The 22744-nt window shown below is 71.8% G+C and carries 19 protein-coding genes; 7 read left to right on the top strand and 12 right to left on the bottom strand.

Features of this window, described 5'->3' with window-relative positions:
* Window positions 1-31: 31 nt before the first annotated feature.
* Window positions 32-2221, top strand: coding sequence for a hypothetical protein (locus ASC99_RS15800; protein ID WP_057232507.1), 2190 nt, complete (start codon window positions 32-34; stop codon window positions 2219-2221).
* Window positions 2222-2364: 143 nt separating this feature from the next.
* Here the strand turns inward: ASC99_RS15800 and ASC99_RS15795 are convergent, their stop codons facing one another.
* Window positions 2365-3348, bottom strand: a complete 984-nt coding sequence (locus ASC99_RS15795; protein ID WP_200948336.1) for a hypothetical protein — start codon at window positions 3346-3348, stop codon at window positions 2365-2367.
* Between the two features lie 502 nt (window positions 3349-3850).
* A complete protein-coding gene (locus ASC99_RS15790) occupies window positions 3851-4276 on the bottom strand; it encodes an arsenate reductase ArsC (RefSeq protein WP_057232505.1) in 426 nt (141 codons plus the stop codon).
* 110 nt (window positions 4277-4386) lie between these two features.
* Between ASC99_RS15790 and ASC99_RS15785 the strand changes: the two genes are divergently transcribed.
* The 3 genes from ASC99_RS15785 to ASC99_RS15775 are packed head-to-tail and all read left to right on the top strand — an operon-like array spanning window position 4387 to window position 6490.
* On the top strand, window positions 4387-4698 hold the full coding sequence (locus tag ASC99_RS15785; protein ID WP_057232615.1) for a helix-turn-helix transcriptional regulator: 312 nt from the start codon (window positions 4387-4389) through the stop codon (window positions 4696-4698).
* 32 nt (window positions 4699-4730) lie between these two features.
* Window positions 4731-5483, top strand: a complete 753-nt coding sequence (locus ASC99_RS15780; RefSeq protein ID WP_369824245.1) for an aquaporin — start codon at window positions 4731-4733, stop codon at window positions 5481-5483.
* A complete protein-coding gene (locus ASC99_RS15775; RefSeq protein ID WP_057232503.1) occupies window positions 5480-6490 on the top strand; it encodes an ArsO family NAD(P)H-dependent flavin-containing monooxygenase in 1011 nt (336 codons plus the stop codon). Before ASC99_RS15780 ends, ASC99_RS15775 begins: the two co-directional genes overlap by 4 nt.
* Window positions 6491-6515: 25 nt before the next feature.
* Here ASC99_RS15775 and ASC99_RS15770 read toward each other — a convergent pair whose 3' ends face one another.
* Both ASC99_RS15770 and ASC99_RS15765 read right to left on the bottom strand, forming a co-directional pair.
* Complete coding sequence (locus ASC99_RS15770) at window positions 6516-6989, bottom strand: GNAT family N-acetyltransferase (protein ID WP_057232609.1); 474 nt, start codon at window positions 6987-6989, stop codon at window positions 6516-6518.
* A 47-nt stretch (window positions 6990-7036) separates the two neighbouring features.
* The gene (locus ASC99_RS15765; protein ID WP_057232501.1) at window positions 7037-7390 is read right to left on the bottom strand and encodes a metalloregulator ArsR/SmtB family transcription factor; all 354 of its coding nucleotides are present in this window, start codon (window positions 7388-7390) and stop codon (window positions 7037-7039) included.
* Between the two features lie 125 nt (window positions 7391-7515).
* Here ASC99_RS15765 and ASC99_RS15760 point away from each other — a divergent pair, with 125 nt between their 5' ends.
* Together ASC99_RS15760 and ASC99_RS15755 are read left to right on the top strand one after the other, a co-directional pair.
* The gene (locus tag ASC99_RS15760; protein ID WP_057232499.1) at window positions 7516-8895 is read left to right on the top strand and encodes an NAD(P)-binding domain-containing protein; all 1380 of its coding nucleotides are present in this window, start codon (window positions 7516-7518) and stop codon (window positions 8893-8895) included.
* 8 nt (window positions 8896-8903) lie between these two features.
* A complete protein-coding gene (locus ASC99_RS15755; RefSeq protein WP_057232607.1) occupies window positions 8904-10145 on the top strand; it encodes an MFS transporter in 1242 nt (413 codons plus the stop codon).
* 735 nt (window positions 10146-10880) lie between these two features.
* Here the strand turns inward: ASC99_RS15755 and ASC99_RS15750 are convergent.
* From ASC99_RS15750 to ASC99_RS15735, 4 genes are all read right to left on the bottom strand, one after another.
* Window positions 10881-11606 (bottom strand): hypothetical protein, encoded by a 726-nt coding sequence (locus tag ASC99_RS15750; RefSeq protein WP_235502678.1) that lies wholly within the window; start codon window positions 11604-11606, stop codon window positions 10881-10883.
* Between the two features lie 567 nt (window positions 11607-12173).
* On the bottom strand, window positions 12174-12761 hold the full coding sequence (locus tag ASC99_RS15745; RefSeq protein ID WP_057232497.1) for a histidine phosphatase family protein: 588 nt from the start codon (window positions 12759-12761) through the stop codon (window positions 12174-12176).
* A gap of 221 nt (window positions 12762-12982) precedes the next feature.
* Entirely contained in the window at window positions 12983-14689 is a 1707-nt protein-coding gene (locus tag ASC99_RS15740) for a proline--tRNA ligase (RefSeq protein ID WP_057232495.1), read from the bottom strand.
* Window positions 14690-14810: 121 nt separating this feature from the next.
* Window positions 14811-15794: a JmjC domain-containing protein gene (locus tag ASC99_RS15735; RefSeq protein WP_082598360.1), complete on the bottom strand. Its 984-nt coding sequence runs from the start codon at window positions 15792-15794 to the stop codon at window positions 14811-14813.
* A 71-nt stretch (window positions 15795-15865) separates the two neighbouring features.
* Here ASC99_RS15735 and ASC99_RS15730 point away from each other — a divergent pair, with 71 nt between their 5' ends.
* Window positions 15866-17236, top strand: coding sequence for a hypothetical protein (locus ASC99_RS15730; protein ID WP_057241075.1), 1371 nt, complete (start codon window positions 15866-15868; stop codon window positions 17234-17236).
* Between the two features lie 87 nt (window positions 17237-17323).
* On the opposite strand, the gene ASC99_RS15725 is transcribed toward ASC99_RS15730, so the two are convergent.
* The 4 genes from ASC99_RS15725 to ASC99_RS15710 are packed head-to-tail and all read right to left on the bottom strand — an operon-like array spanning window position 17324 to window position 22743.
* Window positions 17324-18103, bottom strand: coding sequence for an HpcH/HpaI aldolase/citrate lyase family protein (locus ASC99_RS15725; protein WP_057232487.1), 780 nt, complete (start codon window positions 18101-18103; stop codon window positions 17324-17326).
* Complete coding sequence (locus tag ASC99_RS15720) at window positions 18085-19815, bottom strand: Ldh family oxidoreductase (protein ID WP_157531561.1); 1731 nt, start codon at window positions 19813-19815, stop codon at window positions 18085-18087. Before ASC99_RS15720 ends, ASC99_RS15725 begins: the two co-directional genes overlap by 19 nt.
* Entirely contained in the window at window positions 19812-21374 is a 1563-nt protein-coding gene (locus ASC99_RS15715) for a hypothetical protein (RefSeq protein ID WP_057232483.1), read from the bottom strand. Before ASC99_RS15715 ends, ASC99_RS15720 begins: the two co-directional genes overlap by 4 nt.
* On the bottom strand, window positions 21361-22743 hold the full coding sequence (locus tag ASC99_RS15710; RefSeq protein WP_057232481.1) for a phenylacetate--CoA ligase family protein: 1383 nt from the start codon (window positions 22741-22743) through the stop codon (window positions 21361-21363). The genes ASC99_RS15715 and ASC99_RS15710 overlap by 14 nt, the downstream gene beginning before the upstream one ends.
* Between the last annotated feature and the right edge of the window lies 1 nt (window position 22744).

The raw sequence follows: 22744 nt of genomic DNA, 5'->3' as shown, positions 1-22744 counted from the left end.
CCCCACCGACTCCCGCAGAAAGGCGGACGCCGTGATCCAGCTGCCCCCCGACCTGGCCGAAGTGCTCAAGGTCATCCAGAGCAACGAGAACGGGAAGAGCATCACCTTCCCCGACAGCAACGAGGACCTGCTCGCCGAGCTGGCCACCGCCTGGGAGCGGTGGAACTCCGTGGCGGAACCGCGGATCAACGCCATCGTCGCCAACGCCCGGCTCGCCATGGAGAACATGGAGGGCGATGCCGCCGACAGCTTCGCGCGCTACCTGGAGAAGTTCTCCGGTGGTGACGGTTCGCACGCCGCCACCACGGTGTCGGCGGCGGTGGCCATCGCGCAGGCGCTGCGCGGTTCGATCGAGGCTGTGACGCAGACCAAGACCGAGATGATCCGCGAACTCCAGTACACAAAGGAGTACATCGAGGACAACCCGGCGGGCAAGAACGACGACATCGCCAAGTCCGAGGGCATCAAGGAGGCGGCGACGACGTACACCACGTACGTCGGCCAGGTCGGCAGCAACGTGGACACGATGCTCCGTCAGGGAGCGGGCCACTTCCGGCAGATGACCGCCGCCGCCGAGGTCGCCGCCCTGCCCGGAGCGCAGGGCGGCGGTAGTGGCTCGGGCGGCGGTCCGGTGACGCCACCCGCGACCACCCTCGACTCGGTGTCCGGCGTCACGGCGCCGGGGCCGATGACCCTTCAGAGCTACCAGGGCAGCCCGGTGGGCGACACCTCCGGGGCCGTACTTCCGAGCGGTGTCCCGGGTGGTGTGTCCGGTGGAATGCCGACCGGCCTCGCCGGTGGCGCGTTCGGCGGGATGCCCGGTGGTGCGCTGGGTGGCGCCCCCGGCGGTGCACTGGGTGGGATGCCCGGTGGGGGGACCGGCGGTGCGGCCGGTGGGGTGGCAGGTGGTCAGGCGTCCCGGCCGATGGCGGCGCTGCAGCCGTTCCGGATGCCGACGGCCGCCGCGCCCGCGGCCTTCGGAGCCCCCTCGATGGGTGCGGGCGGGGTGCCTGCGTTCAAGCCGCAGGGTGCGGTCGCGCCGGGGCTCCAGCTGGCGGGGCACCAGACCACCGAGGAGACGAAGCTCGGGCTCACCCGGTCCGGTGTGATGCTCCGGCCGTTCACGCCCGTTGGTGCCGAATCAGGCGGTTCACTCGGCGGGTTCAGTGGCGGGCTCGGCGGACTTCCGGGCGGCGCCGTGGGCGGCCGTAACACCGGTGGCCTGGCCGGGCGTCCGGGCGGTCTGCCGGGTGGCACGTTGACCGGGCGGGGTGCAGGTGCCGGTGGGGGCCTGGGCGGCGCGGCAGGCCGGGAGACCGGCAGTGCGTTCGCGCCCGGCGGCCGCTCGGCCGGCGGGATCGGTGCGCGGTCCGGTGGTGGCGGCGGCTCGGGCCTCGGCGGCTACAGCCCGGGCGGTGGCCGCTCCGCAGGCGGAGTCGGCGGCGGGGTCGGTGGTGGAGCGGGCAGCCCGGTGACGGCCGGGGGAGCAGGCGGCGGGCGCGGTACCGGCGCGAGCGGCGGCGCCGGGGCAGGCGGTGTCGCCGGGCGCGGTGCCACGGGTGGTGTGCCCGGCATGCCGGGTATGGGCGCGGCGGGTGGTGGCGGTGCCGGCAAGTCGGGTGGCTCGCGGTTCGTCCGGCCCACCCGGTTCGGTGCGGAGGACGACGAGGAGGAGGAGACGGTGCGGTCGGACGCCGGAATCCTCGGACAGGCCGTCAACCACCAGCCGCAGGACCAGCAGTGGCAGCGGATGCGGCGGCGCTGGGTCGAGGAGTCGGGGATGGCCCCGAGCGGCGAACTGCCGCAGACGGTGGTGGCCGGAACGGAGCAGGCAAGTGCCCCGGGGGCTCCGGCCGGTACCGATCTGATGAGCCAGTTGACCGTGGCGATGCTCGGCCCGGAGACGGCCACCACGCTCAACGCTCCGACGGATCCCGCGAGTTCGACCGCGGCGGTCGCTGCTCCGGCTGCGGAGGACGCTTTCCTGGAGCGGTCCCGCTCGGTGGCCGAACGCCGGGGCCGCCCCGACGCCGAGCCGGTGGCCGGGGCACCCGCCGCTCAGCCCGGTGAACCCGCCCCGATCCTCGAGGAGGAGGGCTTCCAGGTGCCGAGCCCGTTCATGCGGTCCGCGCTGGCCCGGCTCGCCACTACGGGGGCGTTCCCCGAGGGCAGCAGCGAGCCGGCGGCCGGGCAGACCGGTCCGGCAACACAGGGACGCTGAGGAGAGTCCTGGAAGAGCAACAGCAGGCGTCGGCGGCGGAGGCCGGCGTACCGACCGAGGAGGGCGGGCAGTTGACGGCCCAGGTGGCAGCCGCGCACCCGTGCCGTCTCAGCCCCGCACCTCGGGTACGCGGCGGACCCGCCTCAGCCAGCGTCTTCGTCGGTGAATGAGAGCCGTACCGCCACAAGGCCGCCACTCCCGTCGAGATCGGCGAAGACGGGGAACCATCCGTCGCCCCAACTGGTCATCGAGAACAGCACCTTGGCGCCTCCCACCTCGACGGTCCCGGCCTCCAGGGCCGAGGCGCGCACCTCACGCATCGCCTGCCAGTGGTGGGAGTGCGGTCGAAGGTCGAACGCCAGGCCGAGTCGGGGATGCGCGTCCTTCCAGGACTGCAACGCCTCAGCCTTCTCCACGGCTTCCGTGATGTCCAGGCCGGTCCAGCCGTAGGCGCTCTCCTCGCCGACAGTGCCGAGCCGAGGAGCACCGAACTCACGGGCCACCTCGTCCTGTTCGCGACCCCAGAAGGCCACATCGGCCAGACCGTCCATCGGCCTGGTGTGTTCCCAGGCCCCGAGCGCGTCGGCATCGCCAAAAGCCACTCTCGCCCAGTCCACGCAGATATCTCCCACCGGGACCGACTTCGCCACCGGCCCGTCGGTGACCCGGACCCACATCTCCGCCCACCCCGATCCGTCGTCGACGCGGGTCGCCAACACGGGAAGGGCCCGATCGCGAGACAGGCCACCGAGCGCGACGACAGGAACGCCGAAGGCCAGGAAGCTCCCGCCACCCACCGCGCCACAGCGGCGGGCACGCTCGCGGTGAGCCACCCGGCTGTTGCAGGCTTCCAACCGGGCATCGAGGCCGCGTTCACGGCAGTGCTTCTCGAAGTGCCCTGCCATCTCCGTGACTCCGGACGCCGGAATGTCGTACAGCGCTGTCCCCGGCTGCCGGTCCAAGGACCTGGCGGCGGCCTCCGCGTCGGGTCCCACTATCTCGAAGTCCACCGCGCGGACGACGTCGTCAGCAATGGTCGGGTCGTGGATGCCCAACCGCTCGGGATCGATCCCGGCGGGAGACCCGTCCCCGCTCCACATGCCGAGGTAGCCACCATCGACGATCACCAGGTCGCCGGACGGGCACGTGATCCGGCCCAGCTCGAAGATCTCTTCCGTGGCCCGTGAGTCTAGGAGTGCCGTCCGACGCGATGGCCGACGAATCCGGACGGGGCCGCCCCGAGGGAGCTGACGGTTGGTAACTTGGTGATCTGATAGTGCAGTTGGGCTCGCAGGATCCTCGCATGGCGGAGGAGATCGGGACGACGCTCGGGGAGGCGTTCGCCGCGTTGTTACGAGCGGCACCAGAACCACCATCAGCGCCCAGCAGCACCCCGGTCCGCAGCGGCTGCTTCTCCACCGTGACGGCGTCCAACTCCAGCTGGCCGGTGATGAGTTCGGTGCGCGGGTCGTGGCCGATCGCGACGAACAGACCGGACGCGGCCTGCTCGCGCAGTTCGCGCACCAGGACACCCCGCGGCCGGACAGCTTGCCCTCGTTCGGGAGGCCGAGCTTGCGGTAGCCGGAGCCGATGATGATGACCTCGCGGACGTCACTGGCTCTCGTGCGGTCAGCTCTCCTGTACGGACTTGGCGTCGATCTCGGCGATCAGGTTCTCGATGAGACCCTTGATCTCGTCCCGGATCGGGCGGACGGCCTCGACGCCCTGGCCGGCCGGGTCCTCCAGCTTCCAGTCGAGGTACTTCTTGCCGGGGAAGTACGGGCAGGCATCCCCGCAGCCCATCGTGATCACGTAGTCCGACGCCTGGACGGCCTCGGTGGTGAGCACCTTGGGCTTCTGGTCGGAGATGTCGATACCGAGCTCGGCCATCGCGGCCACTGCCGAGGGGTTGATCTGGTCGCCCGGAATCGAGCCGGCCGAGCGGACCTCGACCCGGTCGCCGGCGAGGTGACGCAGGAAGCCCGCGGCCATCTGCGAGCGGCCCGCGTTGTGGATGCAGACGAACAGCACGGAGGCGGCAGGAGCGGTGGTCATGATGGTTCCTTCGTCGAAGCCCGAGGTTGACGGGCGCGGCGCGGCGTGGCACGACCTCGATGAGGTCATGGGCTTGGGTTTCTCCCCGACGCAAGCTAACGTATCAGTCCATGGTGATCTCAGTCGACAGTGATGTGTTGAAAGCCCTGGCCGACCCGCTCCGGATGCAGATCATCGCGCTCCTCTCCAGAGAGGCGCTGTGCACGACGCATCTGGTGGAGGAGACCGGCGCCAAGCAGACCAACCTGTCGAACCACCTGAAGATCCTGCGCGAGGCGGGGCTCGTGGACACCGAGCCCTGCGGGCGTTTCACGTACTACTCGCTCCGCCCCGAGGCGGTGGAGGCCCTGTCGGCGGAGTTCGCCGCGCTGGCCTCCGCCGCACGGCTGACCGCCGAGGCCAACTTCAAACGCTCCTGCTGACCCACCCCCTGCCCGCCCTGTTCGAGGAGCACCTGTTGAGCGCCATAGTCGAGGCCAGACCCGAGACCGCCGAAGCCGCGCCGCCCGCCATTCCCCTGCTGAACCGGGTGGCGGCCGAGCTGGTCGGCACCGCCGCCCTGGTGGCCGTCGTGGTCGGATCCGGCATCCAGGCCACCGAGCTGAGCCAGGACGTCGGCCTGCAACTGCTGGCCAACTCGCTGGCCACCGTCTTCGGCCTCGGCGTGCTGATCCTGCTGCTCGGCCCGGTCTCCGGCGCGCACTTCAACCCGGTCGTCACGCTGGCCGAGTGGTGGAACGGCCGCAAGGCCCCCCAAGGTCTGACGCCGCGTGAGGTCGCCGCCTACATCGTCGCGCAGACCGTCGGCGCGATCGGCGGCGCGATCCTGGCGGACGCCATGTTCGGCCAGGCACTCGTGGAGTGGTCCACGCACGACCGCTCCGCCGGGCACCTGCTGCTCGGCGAGGTCGTCGCCACCGCCGGCCTGGTCCTGCTGATCTTCGGCCTCGCCAAGACCGACCACCTGCGCTTCGCCCCGGTCGCGGTCGCCTCCTACATCGGTGCCGCCTACTGGTTCACCTCCTCCACCTCCTTCGCCAACCCCGCCGTCACCATCGGCCGCGCCTTCACCGACACCTTCGCCGGGATCGCCCCCGCCTCCGTGCCCGGCTTCATCGGCGTGCAACTGGTCGGCGGCGTACTGGGGCTCGCGCTGGTCGCGCTGATCTTCGACCACCGCCGCCGCCGCACGGCCGGTACGAAGTGAGCGAGGTCCGGCGCACCCAGGTGCTGGTGCTCGGGGGCGGACAGGCCGGACTCGCCGCCGGTTACTACCTCCGGCGCGCCGGACTCGACTTCGCGATCCTCGACGCCGCCACCGCACCAGGCGGCGCCTGGCAGCACTACTGGGACACCCTGCGGCTGTTCTCCCCGGCCGCGTACTCCTCACTGCCCGGCCGCCCGATGCCCCAACAGGCAGGCCAGGAGTACCCGGACGCCGCCCACGTCGTGGCGTACCTGAGCGAGTACGAGAAGCGCTACGAACTCCCCGTGCACCGCCCGGTGTGGGCCGAGAGCGTCGAGCGGACCACGGCCGGCCTGCTCACCCGCACCGACCAGGGCACCTGGCACAGCGACGCCCTGATCCTGGCCACCGGCAACTGGGAGCGGCCCTTCGTCCCCGCCGTACCGGGACGCCGCGAGTTCACCGGCCGTCAGCTCCACACCTACGGCTACCGCAACGCGGCCAACTTCGCGGGTCAGCGCGTGGTGGTGGTCGGCGGCGGCAACTCCGGCGCACAGATCGCCGCCGACCTGCACGGCGTCGCCACCGTCCGCTGGGTCACCCGGCGCCCGGTCCGCTTCCTGCCTGACGACATCGACGGCCGGGCCCTGTTCGACCTCGCCACCCGCCGGGTCCAAGGTGACGGCCCGCGGATCTCCGAGCTCGGCGACATCGTCACCGTCCCAGCCGTCCGCGCCGCCCGGGCCGACGGCCTGACGGCGCATCCGATGTTCGACCGCCTCACCTCCACCGGCCCGGCCTGGAGCGACGGCACCACCTGGGACTGCGACGCCGTGATCTGGTGCACCGGCTTCCGCCCCGACCTCACCGCCCTCGGCCGGCTCGGCCTCGGCACCCGCGCGGTGGAGGACGAACGCATCCACCTGCTCGGCTACGGCGACTGGACCGGCCCCGCCTCCGCCACCCTCGTCGGCGTCGGCCGCACCGCCCGCGCGGCCGTCACGGAGATCACCGGCCTGTTGCGCTGACACCCGCTCGTTCGCGCTGTCCCTGTCAGGTGACCACCGGGCTGCGGCGTTCGACCAGCAGGACATCGCGCCAGGTGCCGTGGTGGCGGGCGACGCGCTCGCGAGTGCCGATCACCCGGAAGCCGGCCTTGGTGTGCAGGGCGAGGCTGGCGGTGTTCTCGGGGAAGATCCCGGACTGGATGGTCCAGATCCCGGCCGCCTCGGTGGAGGCGATGAGCGCGTCCAGCAGCGTGCCGGCGATGCCCCGCCCGCGCGCGTCGGGGTGGACGTAGACCGAGTGCTCGACCACACCGGCGTACGCGGGCCGGGCGGAGACCGCGCTGACGGCGGCCCAGCCCAGCACCTCGCCGCCAGGGCCGAGCGCGACGTGCCGATGGCCGGGCAGCCGAGCGGCGTCGAACGCCTCCCAGTCGGGCGCGGCGGTCTCGAAGGTGGCGTTGCCTTCGTCGATGCCTGCCTGATAGATCGTCAGGACCTGGCCGGCGTGCTTGGGCGTCATCGGGCCGATGGTGACAGCGGAGTGCGGCACGCGATGCTCCTCGCCGGTCAGCGGTTCAGGTCGAGCAGGGCGGACATGCCCGCGACCACGGACGGCGCCACTTTGTAGTAGACCCAGGTGCCCCGGCGTTCGCTCGTCAGCAGCCCGGCTTCGCGGAGCTTCTTCAGGTGGTGCGAGACGGTCGGCTGCGAGACCCCGACGTCCTGGATGTCGCACACGCACGCCTCCCCACCCTCGTGCGAGGCCACCTTGGAGAACAGCCGGAGCCGTACCGGATCGGCCAGCGCCTTGAACATCGCCGCCATCCGCACCGAGTCCTCGGCAGACAGTTCCTCCGAGGTGATCGGTGCGCAGCAGGGCACCGTCTCGGGTTCCAGGACCACCAGCTCAAGGTTCGACATGTGTCTATGTTGACAGTCATCTAATCGAGTGGCAAGGTCGCACCTGTCAGCACATCGACGTTTGTCGAATCAGCCGGGCGGCCCACCGCCGCTCGTGTCCGCTCGCCTCGAAGGGGACCACCGCCATGTCCGAAGGCTCCGACCTGCCCGTCCTCGTCATCGGCGCCGGCCCCGTCGGCCTGGCCGCCGCCGCCCACCTCACCGAGCGCGGCCTCGGCGTGATCGTCGCCGAGTCCGGCGCCTCCGCCGCCAGTGCGGTGCGCGAGTGGGGGCATGTTCGGCTGTTCTCCACCTGGGCCGAACTCATCGACCCCGCTGCCGAGAAGCTCCTCGCCCAGACCGGCTGGTCCCGGCCCGACCCGGCCACCTACCCGACCGGCGCCGACTGGGCCGAGCAGTACCTCCAGCCCCTCGCGGACACCCTCGGCGACAAGGTCCGCTACGACACCACGGTCACCGGTGTCGCCCGGGCGGGCCGTGACCGCATCGTCGACGCGGGCCGGACCGAACAGCCCTTCACCGTCCACCTCACCGGCACGGACGGCCGCGAGGAGCGGATCAGCGCCTCCGCCGTCATCGACGCCTCCGGCACCTGGTCCACCCCGAGCCCGCTGGGTGCCGACGGCCTGCCCGCCATCGGCGAGAAGACCCACGCGGCCCGCATCTCCTACCGCGTCCCCGACCTCAAGGACCCGGCTGTCCGCGCCCGGTACGCCGGCAAGCGCACCGCCGTGGTCGGCTCCGGCGCCTCCGCCTTCACCGCCCTCGCCACGCTCGCCAACCTCGCGAAGCAGGCGAACGGCACCCACGCCGTCTGGGTGCTCCGCCGCGGCATCACCGGATCCACCTTCGGCGGCGGCAGCGCCGACCAGCTCCCCGCCCGCGGCGCACTCGGCCAGGCCGCCAAGGCCGCCGTCGAGAACGGCCACGCCAGCGCCCTCACCGGCTTCCGCGTCACGACCGTCGAGGAGTCCGAGGGCAAGCTCGCCCTGGTCTCCGACCAGGGGCACCGAGCCGAGGGCCTGGACGAGATCATCGTCCTCACCGGCCTGCGACCCGACCACTCCTTCCTCTCCGAACTGCGCCTCGGCCTCGACGAGCGCCTCCAGGCCCCGGTCGCCCTCGCCCCGCTGATCGACCCCAACCAGCACTCCTGCGGCACCGTCTACCCGCACGGCGCCGCCGAACTCTCCCACCCGGAGCAGGGCGTCCACCTGGTCGGCATGAAGTCCTACGGCCGTGCCCCGACCTTCCTCGCCATGACCGGCTACGAGCAGGTCCGCTCGATCGCGGCCCACCTCGCCGGTGACCACGAGGCCGCCGCCCGCGTCGAGTTGACCCTCCCCGAGACCGGAGTCTGCGGCGGCGCCGGCCTCTTCGAGGAGCCCGCCGCACAGTCCACCGCCGAGTCCGGGTGCTGCTCGACCCCCGCCGCACCCCAGCTCATCACCCTCGGCGTCGGCGGCAGCTCCGACTCGTCCTGCTCCACCTCCGGCGGCTGCTGACCAGGCCGGTGACTGCCACTCAGATCCGCGGGGCCGCGACCGGAACGGGGGACCGGTCGCGGCCCCGCGGCGTACTCCCTGCCCTGTGCGCCACCCAGATCATCGGCTGGGGCATCCTCTACTACGCCTTCCCCGTCCTCCTGCCGCACATCACCGCCGCCACCGGCTGGTCCTCGGCTCGGACCACCGCAGCCTTCTCCGCCGCGCTGCTGGTCTCCGCCCTCGTGGGTATACCGATCGGACGGGTCCTCGACCGGCACGGCCCGCACGTCGTGATGACCACCGGCTCCGTCCTCGGCGTCGCCGCCCTGGTGGGCATCGCCCTCGCCCCGAACCTCGCCATCTTCTCAGCGGCCTGGCTCTTGGCAGGCGCAGCGATGTCCGCCTCCTTCTACCACCCGGCCTTCGCCGCCCTGACGCGCTGGCACCAGCCCGACCACGTCCGAGCACTCACCACTGTCACCCTGGCCGGCGGCCTGGCCAGCACCGTCTTCGCCCCCGTCACAGCCCAGCTCGCCGACCACCTGAGCTGGCGCACCACCTACCTCGTGCTCGCCGCCGTCCTGGCGACCACCGCACTCCCGCTGCACGCCCTGACGCTGCGCCACCCCTGGCCCGAGGCAACGCCGCCAGGTACCACCGTCAACTCCGCGGTGCCGGCCCGTAGTCGGCCGTTCGTCCTGCTCGCCGCGGCCTTCACACTGTCCTCGTTCGCGATGTACGGGGTCGTCTTCACCCTGGTTCCCCTCCTCCTCGCACGCGGCGTCAGTGTCACCACCGCGGCCTGGGCTCTCGGCCTCGGCGGTCTCGGCCAGACCTTCGGCCGAACCCTCTACGCCGCCCTTGCCCGCCGTACCGACGTCACCCGCCGCACCGCGGCCCTCTTCGCCGCAGGCGGCCTCACCACCGCGGTTCTCGCCGTCACCCCGGGCCCGCCGCCGCTCCTGTTCGCCGCCGCGATTCTTGCCGGAGTCGTCCGGGGCAATCTGACCCTCCTCCAGGCCACCGCCGTCACCGACCGCTGGGGCACCACCTCCTACGGTCGCCTCAGCGGCCTCCTCGCTGCCCCCGCCAGCACCGCCGGCGCCCTTGCCCCCTGGGCAGCCGCCGCCCTCGTGCCCGTCCTGGGCGGCCACCCGCAGCTCCTCCTCCTGCTCGCAGGACTCTCCCTCGCTGCCGCCTGCCTCGCTCTCTCAGCTGCTCGGAGTTCGGCCTCGACTGCTCGCCGACCCCCGCTCGCGCCGCGCTGAGCAGCACCGACACCCCCGGGCCGAGATGGCTCTGGCACGGAAGGTGATCCGGAGCCCGATGTCAGCCGTTGCCGACAGAGTTCGCCGGATCTGATGGTTCGCCGGCCCGGAGCGCCTGCGGACGGGGCTCTCTCCGGCAGGGTCGGCCGTATGAAACACCACTTTGAGCTGCTGCATCCTGCTGGGTTGGCCGATGTTCACGGGCGCGATCCCGGCTCGTTCCTCTCGGATCGTCTCCCGAAGGCGCCGGGGATCCGGTCACTGGATCGAGTGGCGTGTGACCTGGGTGTCCTCGAGCCGTTGGCAGAGCGCGTCCACGCCCGGGACCCGGCCCGGGCCGCGGGCCGAGGAGTGTTGCTCTTCAATGCCGGGCCGACGGGGCTGGGCACTTCCGCTGCGCGGATGTTCAGGCCGGCGGCTGCCGAGTCCGGCGCGCCGACCCGCCTGGATGTGCTGTGGACCCGCAAGCGTGCGGCCGACTCCGCGCTGGCGGCTCATGTCGCTGCGGTGCGCCGTCGCCTGGCCGACAGCCCGGGGATCGCACCGTCCCGGCGGCTGGGTGTACGACCCGGAGCAAACCCTGGCGGCCATGAGGAGCGACCCGGCCGGCTGGGGACAGCCTGGTCGAGGCCCAGCCCGACCAGATCGCCGGCGACCGAGCTCACAGCTAGGACCAGGTCGGCCCGGCCGTGGGGTCCCGCTCGCGCCTCGACGGCAGTAGGCCCGCCCGCGGCCCTACTTGACGCCGCAGAGCTCGGAGGCAGGCTGCTCGTCGGCGAGGAAGATGGTCTGAGCCATCATCCGGAGACCGCTCATGCGCTCGCGGAACGTCTCGATCGACTCCTCCGGATGCACCGAGTCGATGACGGCATGGGGACCGTGGGCGTTGAACTGGTGGCTGACAGCGCGCGGGATCTGCATGTCGGCCCAGGAGTTCTCCGGAATGACGAGGTTGTACCGGGTGCGCCGGTGCCCCTCCGGGAGGTCGGGGGCATCGTCCTCGAACGTCTCCGGCTGGAAGGGCGTCACGCCGTCGATGTGCGTCACCTCGATCGGGGAGAGGCTGGAAACCAGGATCCGAGTGCCAGGGCCGGTCATCATGCGGACGAACCGCAGACCGGTGTGGAGATGCATCCGGGCACAGATGTCACGATCGCTGACATCATAGAAATCCATGAGGTAGCGGTCTGCGAAGAAACCGTCGAAAGGGGTGCTGAGCAGGTAGACATCGCCTTCCTCGAAGGTCTGTGACCGTATGATCCCCTCAGGTCCAGGGCTGGTGGCAGCCGGTGCCGTCCGGGCCTGCTGAACCACCCCGCAGAGGGCTGTGGTGACCGCAAGGGCAGCTTCAGGCGACAGTTGGACGACCGGCGTCACGCGGCAGTGGCCCGGGTCGATGAAGTTGAGGACGTCGTGCACTTCGTTTTCGTCGTCCGGCATGTTCTTCATGGACTCGGTCATGGCGATCCCTCCGGTTGAGCCGGTTCATCATGGTCGATCCCTGGAAAATCGACCATGGGAATGTGTGGCGACTAATCATTGCCGGTTAATACTGACAACGATTGTGACTGAGTGAACCTGGCGAGTCAAGGGGGCTGGTCAAGGATGGGATGCTCAACTGACGATGACCGCGAAAACCGCGGGATCGCGCGCATGGGGGCGAGGAGCCTGTCGCGGCAGACCGGTGGCGATGCCGCGGACGCCTGCGAGGCGGAGGGCGCCGATGGTGAGGTTGCGCCAGGTGGCCATCGCTCGGGGCGTGGGGGAACAGCAGGTTCCGACGCGGGGTCAGCGGGTCGACGCGCACGCCCACTTGTTCCAGCACGTGCGCCGGGGCGTCGGCGATCCACGCCAGCCGCCGGCAGCGACGTCGCGCCGGCCAGCACCGCGCAAGCGGTCAGCGCCAGGATCGCGACGAGGGCATGGTGCACTCCGCGCGGGTCACGGGTTGACAGATCGTCACGAACCCGGCGGCCTGCTACTTCGCCGAATCCCGCTTCGTGACCGGCACTGCCAAGTCAGCCGTCGCTACGGCACGTTCCAGGCGGAGATGACGGGCTGTCCGTCCTCGGTGGCCAGGAAGCTGAGGGTGCCGGGGTGCGGGTGGCCGAGCAGTCGGCCGGCGGATGCGTCGAGGCCGAGCCAGCGCACGGTGAGCAGGCGCGCCAGGTGGCCGTGGGCGACGACGGCGACATCGCCCTCGTCGAGCAGCGGCCGGACCCGGCCCAGCACCGCGTCCGTGCGCGCGGCCACCTGCTGGAGCTCCTCGCCGGGATGGGCCGCGTCACCGGGAACGACGCCGTCCCGCCACAGGTCCCAGCCCGGCCTCGTCTCCTGGATCTGCGCCGCGGTCAGGCCCTCGTAGCCGCCGTAGTCCCATTCGACCAGGTCTGGATCGGGCCTGACGCCGGTCAGGCCCGCCAGTTCGGCGGTCCGCATGGCCCGGCTCAGCGGACTGCTGAACACGGCGACCAGTTCGCGCCGGGCCAGCCTGGGGGCGAGCGCCTTGGCGGCCGCCTCACCTGCGTCGGTCAGTGGAACGTCGGTCCGTCCCGCGTGCTGGCCGGAAAGGCTCCACTCGGTCTGGCCGTGCCTGATCACTATCAGTTCACCCATGACCGCGGACGATATCCGATCACGCAGGCAGCCGGAGAGAACAACATCGCAGCCGGCCTCCGCCGCAACGCCCGCGACGTCCGTCGCCCCCTCGGCCCCCGGTGATCACAGACCGGGCATCATGCGACTACGCCGAAGCCCCGCGCGCGAGACGGCCCGGAAGCGAAGCTGCGCGCCTGGGTCAGTACGAGACCCAGACGCGCAGCTGAGGATCCGGTACCTCACGCCCCGGCTGTCACCAGCTTGCGGAGGTGTTCCACGGCCTCGCCCACCGGAACGGCCTGGGTCTCGCCGGTGGCCCGGCTGGTGACCTCGACCGTGCCGTCGGCCAGCCCGCGGGCGCCGACCGTGATCCGGTACGGGATGCCGATCAGTTCGACGTCGCGGAACTTCACCCCGGGCCGCTCGTTACGGTCGTCCAGGAGCACGTCGACCCGCTCGTCCTGCAGCTGCCGGTACAGCGTCTCGGCAGCCTCGGTCACCTTCTCGTCGTTGTTGCCGAGAACGACGACGGCCACCTCGAAGGGGGCCACCGCGATCGGCCAGATGATGCCCTTGTCGTCGTGGTGCGTCTCCACGATGGAGGCCAACGCCCGCTCCACGCCGATCCCGTAGCTGCCCATGATCGGGGTGACGCGCTCGCCGTCCCGACCGAGCACGGAGACGCCGAGGACCTCGGTGTACTTGCGGCCGAGCTTGAAGATGTGGCCCACCTCGATCGTGACCACGACCTCCAGCGGCGTACCGCACTGGGGGCAGGGCTCGCCGGCCTTCACCTCGCGCAGGTCCGCCCAACGGCCCACTGCGATGTCCCGCTCGACCGATACCCCGCGCAGGTGGACGCCGTCGGTGTTGGCTCCGGTGGTCATGTCGGTACGGCCGCGCAGGGCCTCGTCCGCGAGGACGGGCAGCTCGGTGACGCCGATCGCGCCCAGGCTGCCGGGGGAGGCGCTGAGCGCCGCCTTGATCTCCTCGGGGGTGGCCGGGCGGATGGCAGTGGCGGCGAGGGTGTCGATGAGCTTCTGCTCGACCAGGCTGTGGTCGCCGCGGATCAGGACGAGGGTCAGCTGGTCGTCGACCACGTACAGCAGCGTCTTGATCTGCCGCTCGGCCGGCACGCCGTGCTGGACGGACAGCTCCTCGATCGTGCGCGCGTTCGGGGTGTCGAACCGCTCCGGGGCCTCCAGGCCAGGGCCGTCGACCGCAGCGGGCAGGGCGGAGGTCGCCTTCTCGGTGTTCGCCGCGTAGTCGCAGCCCGGGCAGCGGACCACCAGGTCCTCGCCGGCAGTCGAAGGGCTCATGAACTCCACCGACGCGCTGCCGCCCATGCTGCCGCTGGACGCCTGCACCGGGATCGCGGGCAGGCCCAGGCGGGCGAAGATCCGCTCGTAGGCGGCCTTGTGCAGGTCGAAGGAACGGTCGAGGCCATCGGTCTCGATGTCGAAGCTGTACGAGTCCTTCATCGTGAACTCGCGTACCCGCAGCAGGCCGCTCTTCGGGCGGGCCTCGTCGCGGAACTTGGTCTGGAACTGGTACCACATCTGCGGCAGGTCCCGGTACGACTTGAGCTCCTGCGACAGGACGGTGAAGATCTCCTCGTGGGTCATGCCGAGCGCCAGGTCCGCACCCTTGCGGTCCTTGAGCCGGAACATCTCCTCACCCATCACCTCCCAGCGGCCACTGCGCTGCCAGATCTCGGCCGGATGCATGGCGGGCAGGATGAACTCCTGGGCGCCGATCGCGGTCATCTCCTCGCGGATGATGTCCACGATCTTGGCTCGGACGCGCACGGCCAGCGGCAGCAGGGAGTAGTGACCGGCCATGAGTTGCCGGACGAACCCTCCTCTCACCAGCAGGCGGTGGCTCACCGCATCCGCGTCAGCCGGGTCCTCGCGGAGAGTGGGCACGTACAGCTGGGACCAGCGCATAGGACCGGAGACCGTCCTCTCGGTGAAGCTGTGGGGTATCACAGGGATCTCTATTCTAGTGGCGGAGCCGCGCCCGACCCGCCCATGACGGGAAGCCCAGGTCGGGGCCACGGGCCGGGTGCTACGAGCCACCGTGACCGGAGTCGGCCCCGGCCTCGTGCGGGGACGTTTCAAGGGAGTCGGCGAGAGCGGTCAGGCCGGGGGAGCGCTGTGTCAGGGCCTCGGCGCGCTGTGCGGTGCGTGCGGCGGTGAGTAGCTGATCAGGAGTCAACGTCGGGAGCCGGACGGTGAGTTGATCGAGCATGGCGCGGGCGTCGGCGAGCAGAGAGCCGTCGTCCAGTGGTCGCCGGTTGGCCGGTGCGGCGTCGAACAGCAGCTGCTGGGCGGCCCGTTGGAGGTCCGTGGTGGCGATGTCCCGGACGGTGAGCGACAGGTGTACCGAAAGTCCGCTGTCGCCAGTGGCGTAGTGCGCGAAGCCGCGCGGGATGTAGAGCACTTCGCCGGCCCGCAACAGCGGTGACGCCACCGGCGGTTCGCTGTCGGAAGCCGGGCCCGGGCGCCACTCGGGGGCGTCGGGTCCCTGGTGGACGTACCACTGCTTGCTGCCGTTCAGCTGGACCACGAAGACGTCCGCGTCGTCCCGGTGCAGGCGCAGACCCTGGGCGCCGGGCGGGGTGACGAAGAAGAACGCCTCCACCTTGCGACCCAGGTCCTCGCCCAGTCGGTGGGTGAACTCCGCGGTGCCGGCGTGCCATTGCTCGACGCAGCGCAGCACCAGAGTGGTTCCGGCTTGCAGCAGCGCGCGGATCCGGGTGGCGTCGGCGTAGCCGGGGTAGTCGACCCGGTTGACGGTGCGACTGGTGCAGTACGCCTCGCGAGGGATGATCCGGTCGGTGCGCACCATCTCCACGTAGGGGGAGTGCAGTGCGCCCGCGCTGAGTGCGGCGTCCGCCTCGTCCAGGGTGAGGGATCCGGTGGGCAGGGGGCCGGAGCGCAGCACGGCGGGCCGGCGGCGCCAGTGGTCCCGGAGGAAGGGCTGCGCGTCGTCGATCAGTTCGGCCAGTCCGCTCGGAGTCGAGGTCGCCACGTGGTCCCCATTCAGCATGCGAGAAAGGATACAACAAGTGATAGTAACTAATATTGACTCCCCATTGTGAGGTCTGTCAAGATTGTCATATGTCGATAATCGAAGCGGTGGTGGGCCCCAAGACCCGCATACGCAACAAGCTGGTGCCGGGCACGATCGAGCACGCCCACGCGATTCCGTACTACCGCGAGCTGTGGGCCGACCGCCCGCAGGCGACGGCCGTCAGCACGGTGGCCGAGTTGGCCGCACTGCCCGTCGTCGGAAAGTACGAGCCGGCGGGCGGGATGTCGGTGGTCGGGCACCCGGACCGCACGCCGTCCGTCCTGATGCACAGCAGCGGCACCACCGGCCACCCGTTCACCCGCTACCGCAGCGCCGAGGAGATCCAGGAGCTCGCCGCGCTGCTGTCGGACCTCAACGCCCGGGCCCGTGAGCGGACGAACGAGGCACGGCCCATCGTGCACCTGTCCACCATCTCCAAGCGCCATCACGGCAACTCCATCGGCGCGTTGGCGGTGGAGCGCAGCGTGACGCTCGGCCTGCTGTCGGAGCGCGACCTGGTCAAGGCGCTCGGCCTGCTGCGCCGCCCCCAGCTCTTCCCGGATCTCGTCGATCCGCTGATCCAGCTCAGCGGCACCCCGGACGACCTGGTCGTGCTGGCACACGCGGTCCAGGCGGCCGGACTGCTGGAGCGGCTGCGCCCGCGCACCGTCACCGCGCTGGCCGACTACCTGACCGACGGGCACCGCGACTTCCTGGCCGGCTGCTTCCCCGACGCGCGGATCGTGCACCGCTACAGCCTCTCGGAGGTGGTGGGCGGAGCCACCCGCTGCGAGCGCTGCGGCCTCTTCCACTTCGACGTCCACGTCGTGCCGCAGGTCGTCTCGCTGGACGGCGAACAGTCGCTGACCTCCGGTGTGGGACGGCTGGTGCTCACCGAGCTGTTCCCGTTCTCGCAGTACCAGCCCTTCATCCGGTACGACACCGGCGATCTGGTCGAGGTGTTCGAGAGCCCGTGCGAGCCCGGCGAGGTGTCCGTCATGCTGGTCGGCCGGCGCGCGCACGTCCCACTGGTCGAGCACGCCGGCGCCCGGCTGCCGGCGTTCCGTCCGATCGCCCTGCGGGGAGCGCTGGAGTCGTTGCCGGAGTTGCAGCGCGGGCCGATGCACGCCGCCATCGCCCCCTACGACGTGTTGCCCGGGTCGGCCCCGCGTGCCAGGGCGGAGTTCCATCCGGCGACGCCCGAGGCGTCGGCCCGGTTGGAGCTGACGGCTGTCACCGCGTTCGCCCCACACCTGTTCCCGCGCCAGGCCGAGGAGTTGCGTGAGCGGGTGCGCGGCGTCGTCCTGCAGAGTTCGCCCGAGCTGCGCGAGCTGGCCGAGGCCGGCGCGTGCGAGCTGCACGTCCAGCTGACGGCGGACTCGCGCGCGGCCGACCCGTTCACCGTCCGGGGCGCCTGAGTCCGGGCACCTGACCACTGGAGGAACGCCGATGGTCCCGCCCACGGTCCGGCCGGACCGTGGGCGGGACCATCCTGCGTCCGGCTGTCAGGAGGCCAGCGTGTCGATGCCCGAGAGAATCGCGTCGCGCAGCAGCTTGACCTCGTTCCCGAAGGCGATCAGCTCGAAGCCCTCGGCGGCGTAGGCGCGGGCCAGCTCCGGCGCGTAGGCGAAGATCCCGGCCTGCTTGCCGTGGGCGCGGGCGGCGCGCAGTACGGCGGCACGGGCGGCGTCCATCGCGGGACCGGTCATCACCCCGGGCTGCCCGAGCGCGCAGGCCAGATCGCCCATCCCGAGGAAGAGCGCATCGACACCGGGGGTGGCCGCGATCGCGTCGGCGTTCTCGACCGCCAGTGCGGACTCGATCTGCACCACGCAGGAGGTCCGCGCGTTGGCGCGCGAAAGATAGCCCGCGACGTCGGCGAAATAGCCCGACGCCCGTACCGGGTTGATGCCGCGCTGCCCCTCCGGCGGGAAGCGGCAGGCCGCGGCGGCGGCCGCCGCAGCCTGCGGGGTGTCCACCTTGGGGACCATCACGCCGGCAGCGCCCAGGTCGAGCGCGTGCTCGATCAGATGGTGGTTCAGGTAGGGGACGCGCACGATCGGCACGCAGGGCGACCCGGTGAGCGCCTGCAGCATGTGCAGCGCGTCCTGCTTGGACATGGCCGACGCCTCCATGTCCAGCACCACCCACTGCAGGGGGAGCGTGCCGCACAGTTCGGCGAGCAGGCTGCTGCCGCTCAGCAGGAAGAGGCCGAGCGCCGGGCCGGACGACGCGTCGACCGCCTCGGCGAGGCTCGGGACCGGGCTCAGCAGGGGATGGGACATGGGGCGATCCCTTTCGTCAGGTCGGTGGAGGCAAGTTGCCGGATCCGCTGCCACAGTGCGGTCGGCGGCGTGAGCAGGTCGGGAGTGTGCGGTGGGCGGACCGCCCGGCCGGGCAGCCGCGGCGCCCGCTGGTCGTCCAGCCGGGGGCCGGCCAGCAGGTGCTGCTCGAGGGCGCTGACCGCCGTGCCGACCGCGGCACCGGAGCGTCCCAGCGCGTCGACCCGGAAGGCGACGAACAGGCCGCCGTTACCCGGCCCCTGCGGCGCGGCCGCGTGCCCGGCGCCGGCCACCGCGCCCGCCAGCGTCTCGACCAGGGCGGCCAGCGCGTGGCCCTTGTGCTCGGCGATACCGCCCAGCGGTGCCAGCGCGGCGCGCGGCGGCTCGGTGTAGAGCAGCCGGGGGTCGGTGACGGGCGCTCCGTCGGTGCCGATCAGCAGGCCGGGCGGCACTTCGGTGCCGGCCAGCAGTGCCGCGCGGACGACGCCCTCGGCGGCCGCGCTGGTGCTCATGTCCAGCACCAGCGGTGCGCCCGGCGGCGCCGGACAGGCCAGCAGCAGCGGGTTGGTCGCCCACCGGCCGTCGGTGCCGCCGGCCGGCGCGACCTTGCGGCCCGCGCCGCAGAAGTTGACGAAGCCGAGCAGCACCAGCCCCTGCCCGGCGACCTCGCGGCCCAGCGGCGCCAGCCGTCCCAGGTGCCCGGAGTCACGCAGTCCCACCACCACCGGCCCGCCCTGCGCGGCGCGGCCCAGCTCGGTGGCCAGCAGCCGGCGCACCAGGACGCCCGGCGCCCGGCCGCCGTCCACCAGCACCGCGCGCTCGCCGGTGCGGTGAACCCGGGGGCGGGCGGTCGGGCAGAGCTCGCCCGCTGCCACCGCGGCGACGTACTCGGGGACGCGAAGCAGGCCGTGCGAGGGCTGGCCGTCCGTCTCGGCCGCGACCAGCTCGGCGGCGGCCTGCTCGGCGACGGGCGGCGGAAAGCCGGCCCGGCCGAGCGCGTCCGCGCACGCCGACCGCGCGTCCGCGGCGCTGACCGGTGTCACGGACCGCGCGCCTGCCGCTGCGTTCTCTGTCGTGCCCGTCGTGCCCGTCGGCGTCACCGGCAGCGGTCCGGGTGGTGTGGTCGCCGTGAGGGCGCCCGGTGGCAGGTCGGCGGCCTCGGCCGCGGCGATCAGGTCGACCACCTGAGCCGCCGTCAGGGCGCCGGTCTCCAGCTGCCGAATGCCGGGCACGGTGGCGACCTCCTCGTCCAGGTGGCTCCAGGACAGCCGCCCGTCCGCCTCCTGCACCTTGGTGTCGGCCAGGATCCGCGCGGCCAACTCTTCGGGCCGCGCCCGCAGCCCGTAGAAGACCCACTCCAGGCGGGGATCGGCGAGCAGGTCGGCGAACTGGTCCAGTGTCCGGCCGGGCAGCATGACGCCGCTCAGCACCACGACCCGTGCGCCCCACTCCAGGTAGGAGTCCAGGCAGGCCCGCAGGTTGCGCCCGAGCACGGCGTAGAGCCGTTCGTCGGCCTGCCAGGGGTAGACGTCGGCGACGGCGTCGGTGTCGATCAGCGCGGCCGGGACCTGGTAGCGGCGGACCAGACGCCGTCCGGCCTCGGTCTTGCCCGCACCCGGCGCGCCGGTCAACACCACCACCCGCACCCGGGCCGTCTCCGTCTTCACATCCGCATCCGCGCCGACGCCGACCTCGGCGCCCCCCAACACGCTCATGTGCGCGGGGAGAGGTAGGCGACGGTCGTCACGATGCGGCCGGTGACGACGCACGGCGCCGGCCCCGGCGCCCGGCGGAACCCCAGCACCTCGCCGAGCCGCCACTGCGACACCGCGCCCACCGCTTCCTCGCTCGCTTCCAACGGCGCCACGGCGACGGCGCGTTCGGTCAGGATCTGCCGCACGCTCGCGCTGTCGGCGGTCCGGCACTGGCGCTGGGCGAAGCCCCAGGAACGCCGCAGGTATCCGTTGCCGACCTCCGCCAGCGCGCCGGGCAGCACCTCCGCCAGCGCGGACAGTTCCGCCGGCAGCAGCACGGCCTCCTCCCGGGTGTCCGCGCGCACCACCACGGCCCGGGTGCGGTCACCGGCGCCGCGACGGGCCTGCAGGTAGACCCGCAGCGGCACGCCCTGGCGCCGCCAGCGTTTGTGCAGCCGCCCGACAGCGCGCCGGTCCGCCTCGGTCCGCAGCTCGCAGCGCACCCCGCGAGCGGCCAGCCGGGTGACCAACTCCCGTGCGTCAGCCAGCTCCTGGGCATCGTCGCTGGTGAGCGTGAGAGCGACCTGGACGGGTGCCAGGTCGGGGTGGAGCAGCAGCTCGCCCTCACTGTCCATGCCGAGCATCAGGTGGGTGAGCACCAGCCGCCGGGTGAGCGCGCCGGTCACGTGGTGGGTGTACACCTGCTCGGCGCCCTCGCGGAAGCCGACCCCGTAGAGCCGGGAGAACCGCTGGGCCTGGTCGTACAGGCAGCCCACCTGCAGGGTCGCGCCGTGCGGCAGCGCGACGTCGCCGCCGATGGTCCGGTCGGAGACCTGGGTGTTGTTGGTCCACGGCGGGCGGGTGGACCACAGCACCGGGACGTGCAGCCGCCCGCCGACCTGACGGGCCATCGCTGTCGCCTGCTCGAAGCCTTCGACGGCACCGGACCGGTCGGCGTAGCAGGCCTGGAACTCGTAGATGTCCTGGGCCTCGATCGCCCGGAACACGCTGCGCCCGGCGCGCGCGGGCCGGAAGTACCGCGCCTTGCGGTAGGCGCGGATCGGCAGGTCGCGGCGACTGCGGACCATCCCCGCCCAGTGCGTGTAGACCGCGCCCTCGCCGGTGGGCGTCAGCACCATCCGCTTGCGCCCGGCCGCCCAGTCCTCGTCGCTGCCGGCGTAGAGCAGCGAGCCCTTCAGCGGCATGATCTCCCGGGTCGGCTCCAGCACCGAGTCGGGTACCAGCATCGGGTAGTCGAACTCCTCGAAGCCGGCCTGTTCGCAGGCGCCCGCGACGACGTCGTTGAAGCGGCGCATGATCCGCATGCCGTAGGGCAGGGTGACGGTCGCGCCGGGCAGCTCGATCGGCCCCTGGTCCAGCACGTCCGCCTCGCGCAGCCAGGTGGCGAAGCGGCCGAGGTCGAAGCCCTCGCGGTGCGGTGCGGCCGCGTCCGTCAGTGCCACCACCTTGGCGCCGCCGCGCGCGGGCTCCCAGGGGAGGGTCGGCGCGGCGGGCGCGGGCGGCGAGGGCAGCGCGTCGTCGTCCCAGGGCAGTACCCCGGCGGGGTCAAGCTCGGGCATGGGGACTCCCAGCAGTGGCGGCGGCGCCGAGCTCGGAGACGCAGAGCCGGAACTTGCCTGTGGAGGACTCCGGCATCCGGTCCAGCGACTCGAAGTCGATCGCAAAGGGGAAACCGGTGTGGTGGTGGATGCGCTCGGTCAGCGTCTCGGTGGTCTGCCGGCTCAGCCCCTGCGGCGTGTAGACCTTCACCGAGAGCCGGTGCGGCTCGCTCTGCACGACCTGGAACCAGTGCACCTCGGGGAAGCGCATGAACAGGTACGAGAAGAGGTACGCGTCCACGTGGTCGCCGCTCGGGGTGACGATCAGGTCCTGCAGCCGTCCGGCGACCGAGGTCATCGCGGGGTAGGGCAGGCTGGTGGCGGCGCTCGCCGGCAGCGGCGCCGCGAGGTCGCTGGTCTCGTAACGCACCAGCGGCATCGAGCTGTTGTTCAGGGTGGTGAGCACCATGCGACCGGTCTGCCCGTCCGCGCAGGGCTCGTCGTTCTCGTCCAGGAACTCCACGAAGACGTTCTCTGCCTGGATCAGCATCGCCCCGCCGCCGGGCTGCTCGTGCGAGACGATATTGGTCTCGCGCATGCCGTACTTGTCGTACACGTCGCACTCCAGCACCCGCGCGATGGTGGCGCGCAGTGCGGGCGGCAGCGGCTCGGAGGTGCCCTGGACGGCGCGCAGGCCCGGGATCCGCAGCGAGCGCCGTTCGGCCTCCTTGGCGATCAGGTGCATCGCGTTGGAGTAGGTGCTGACCAACGCGGGCTGGAAGCGCACCAGTTCGTCGGTGACCGAGGTGACCAGCTGCGGGGAGAGGCGGAAGGTGTTGAACTCCCGGCGGTTGGAGAGCAGGTTCTCGCTCCGGTCCACCAGCTGCTTGAGCGACCAGTAGATCTCCGAGCCCCACAGCAGCACGAAGGGGTCCCCCAACTGCCAGCCGCTGCACCACTCGTAGGTGCGCAGCTGGTGGGCGCGCATCCACATCCGGAAGTCGGCGTCCTGCTGGAACTGGGCGCGCCGGCCGGTCGAGCCGGAGGAGAAGTTGGTCTGCAGGGTGGCGCGGTCGGCCTCCGAGGAGACCAGCTGCTCCTGCTCCCTGATCAGCACATCACGGGTGAGCAGCGGCAGCTTGCGCAGGTCTGCCACCGACTCCAGGTCCCGGACACCGCGCTCGTCCATCACCCGGCGGTAGTACGGGACGGTGCGGTAGGCGTGCCGGACGGTGGCGCGGAGCTTGTCGAACTGCAGCTCCGCGATCTCGGCGGGCGTCCGCTCCTGGTTGGCGCGCAGCCACTGGAGGCGGTCCTTGACGCCTGCTCTGCCGCGCAGCCGCTGCTCCTGCCAGTACAGGGATCCGGCAAGTCGTCGGGGGAGATGCATG

The organism is Kitasatospora sp. Root107 (assembly GCF_001424875.1).
In the GTDB taxonomy this organism is placed as follows: domain Bacteria; phylum Actinomycetota; class Actinomycetes; order Streptomycetales; family Streptomycetaceae; genus Kitasatospora.
The sequence above is the reverse complement of the archived record's forward strand: the minus strand, read 5'-3'. Positions and strand labels throughout refer to the sequence as shown.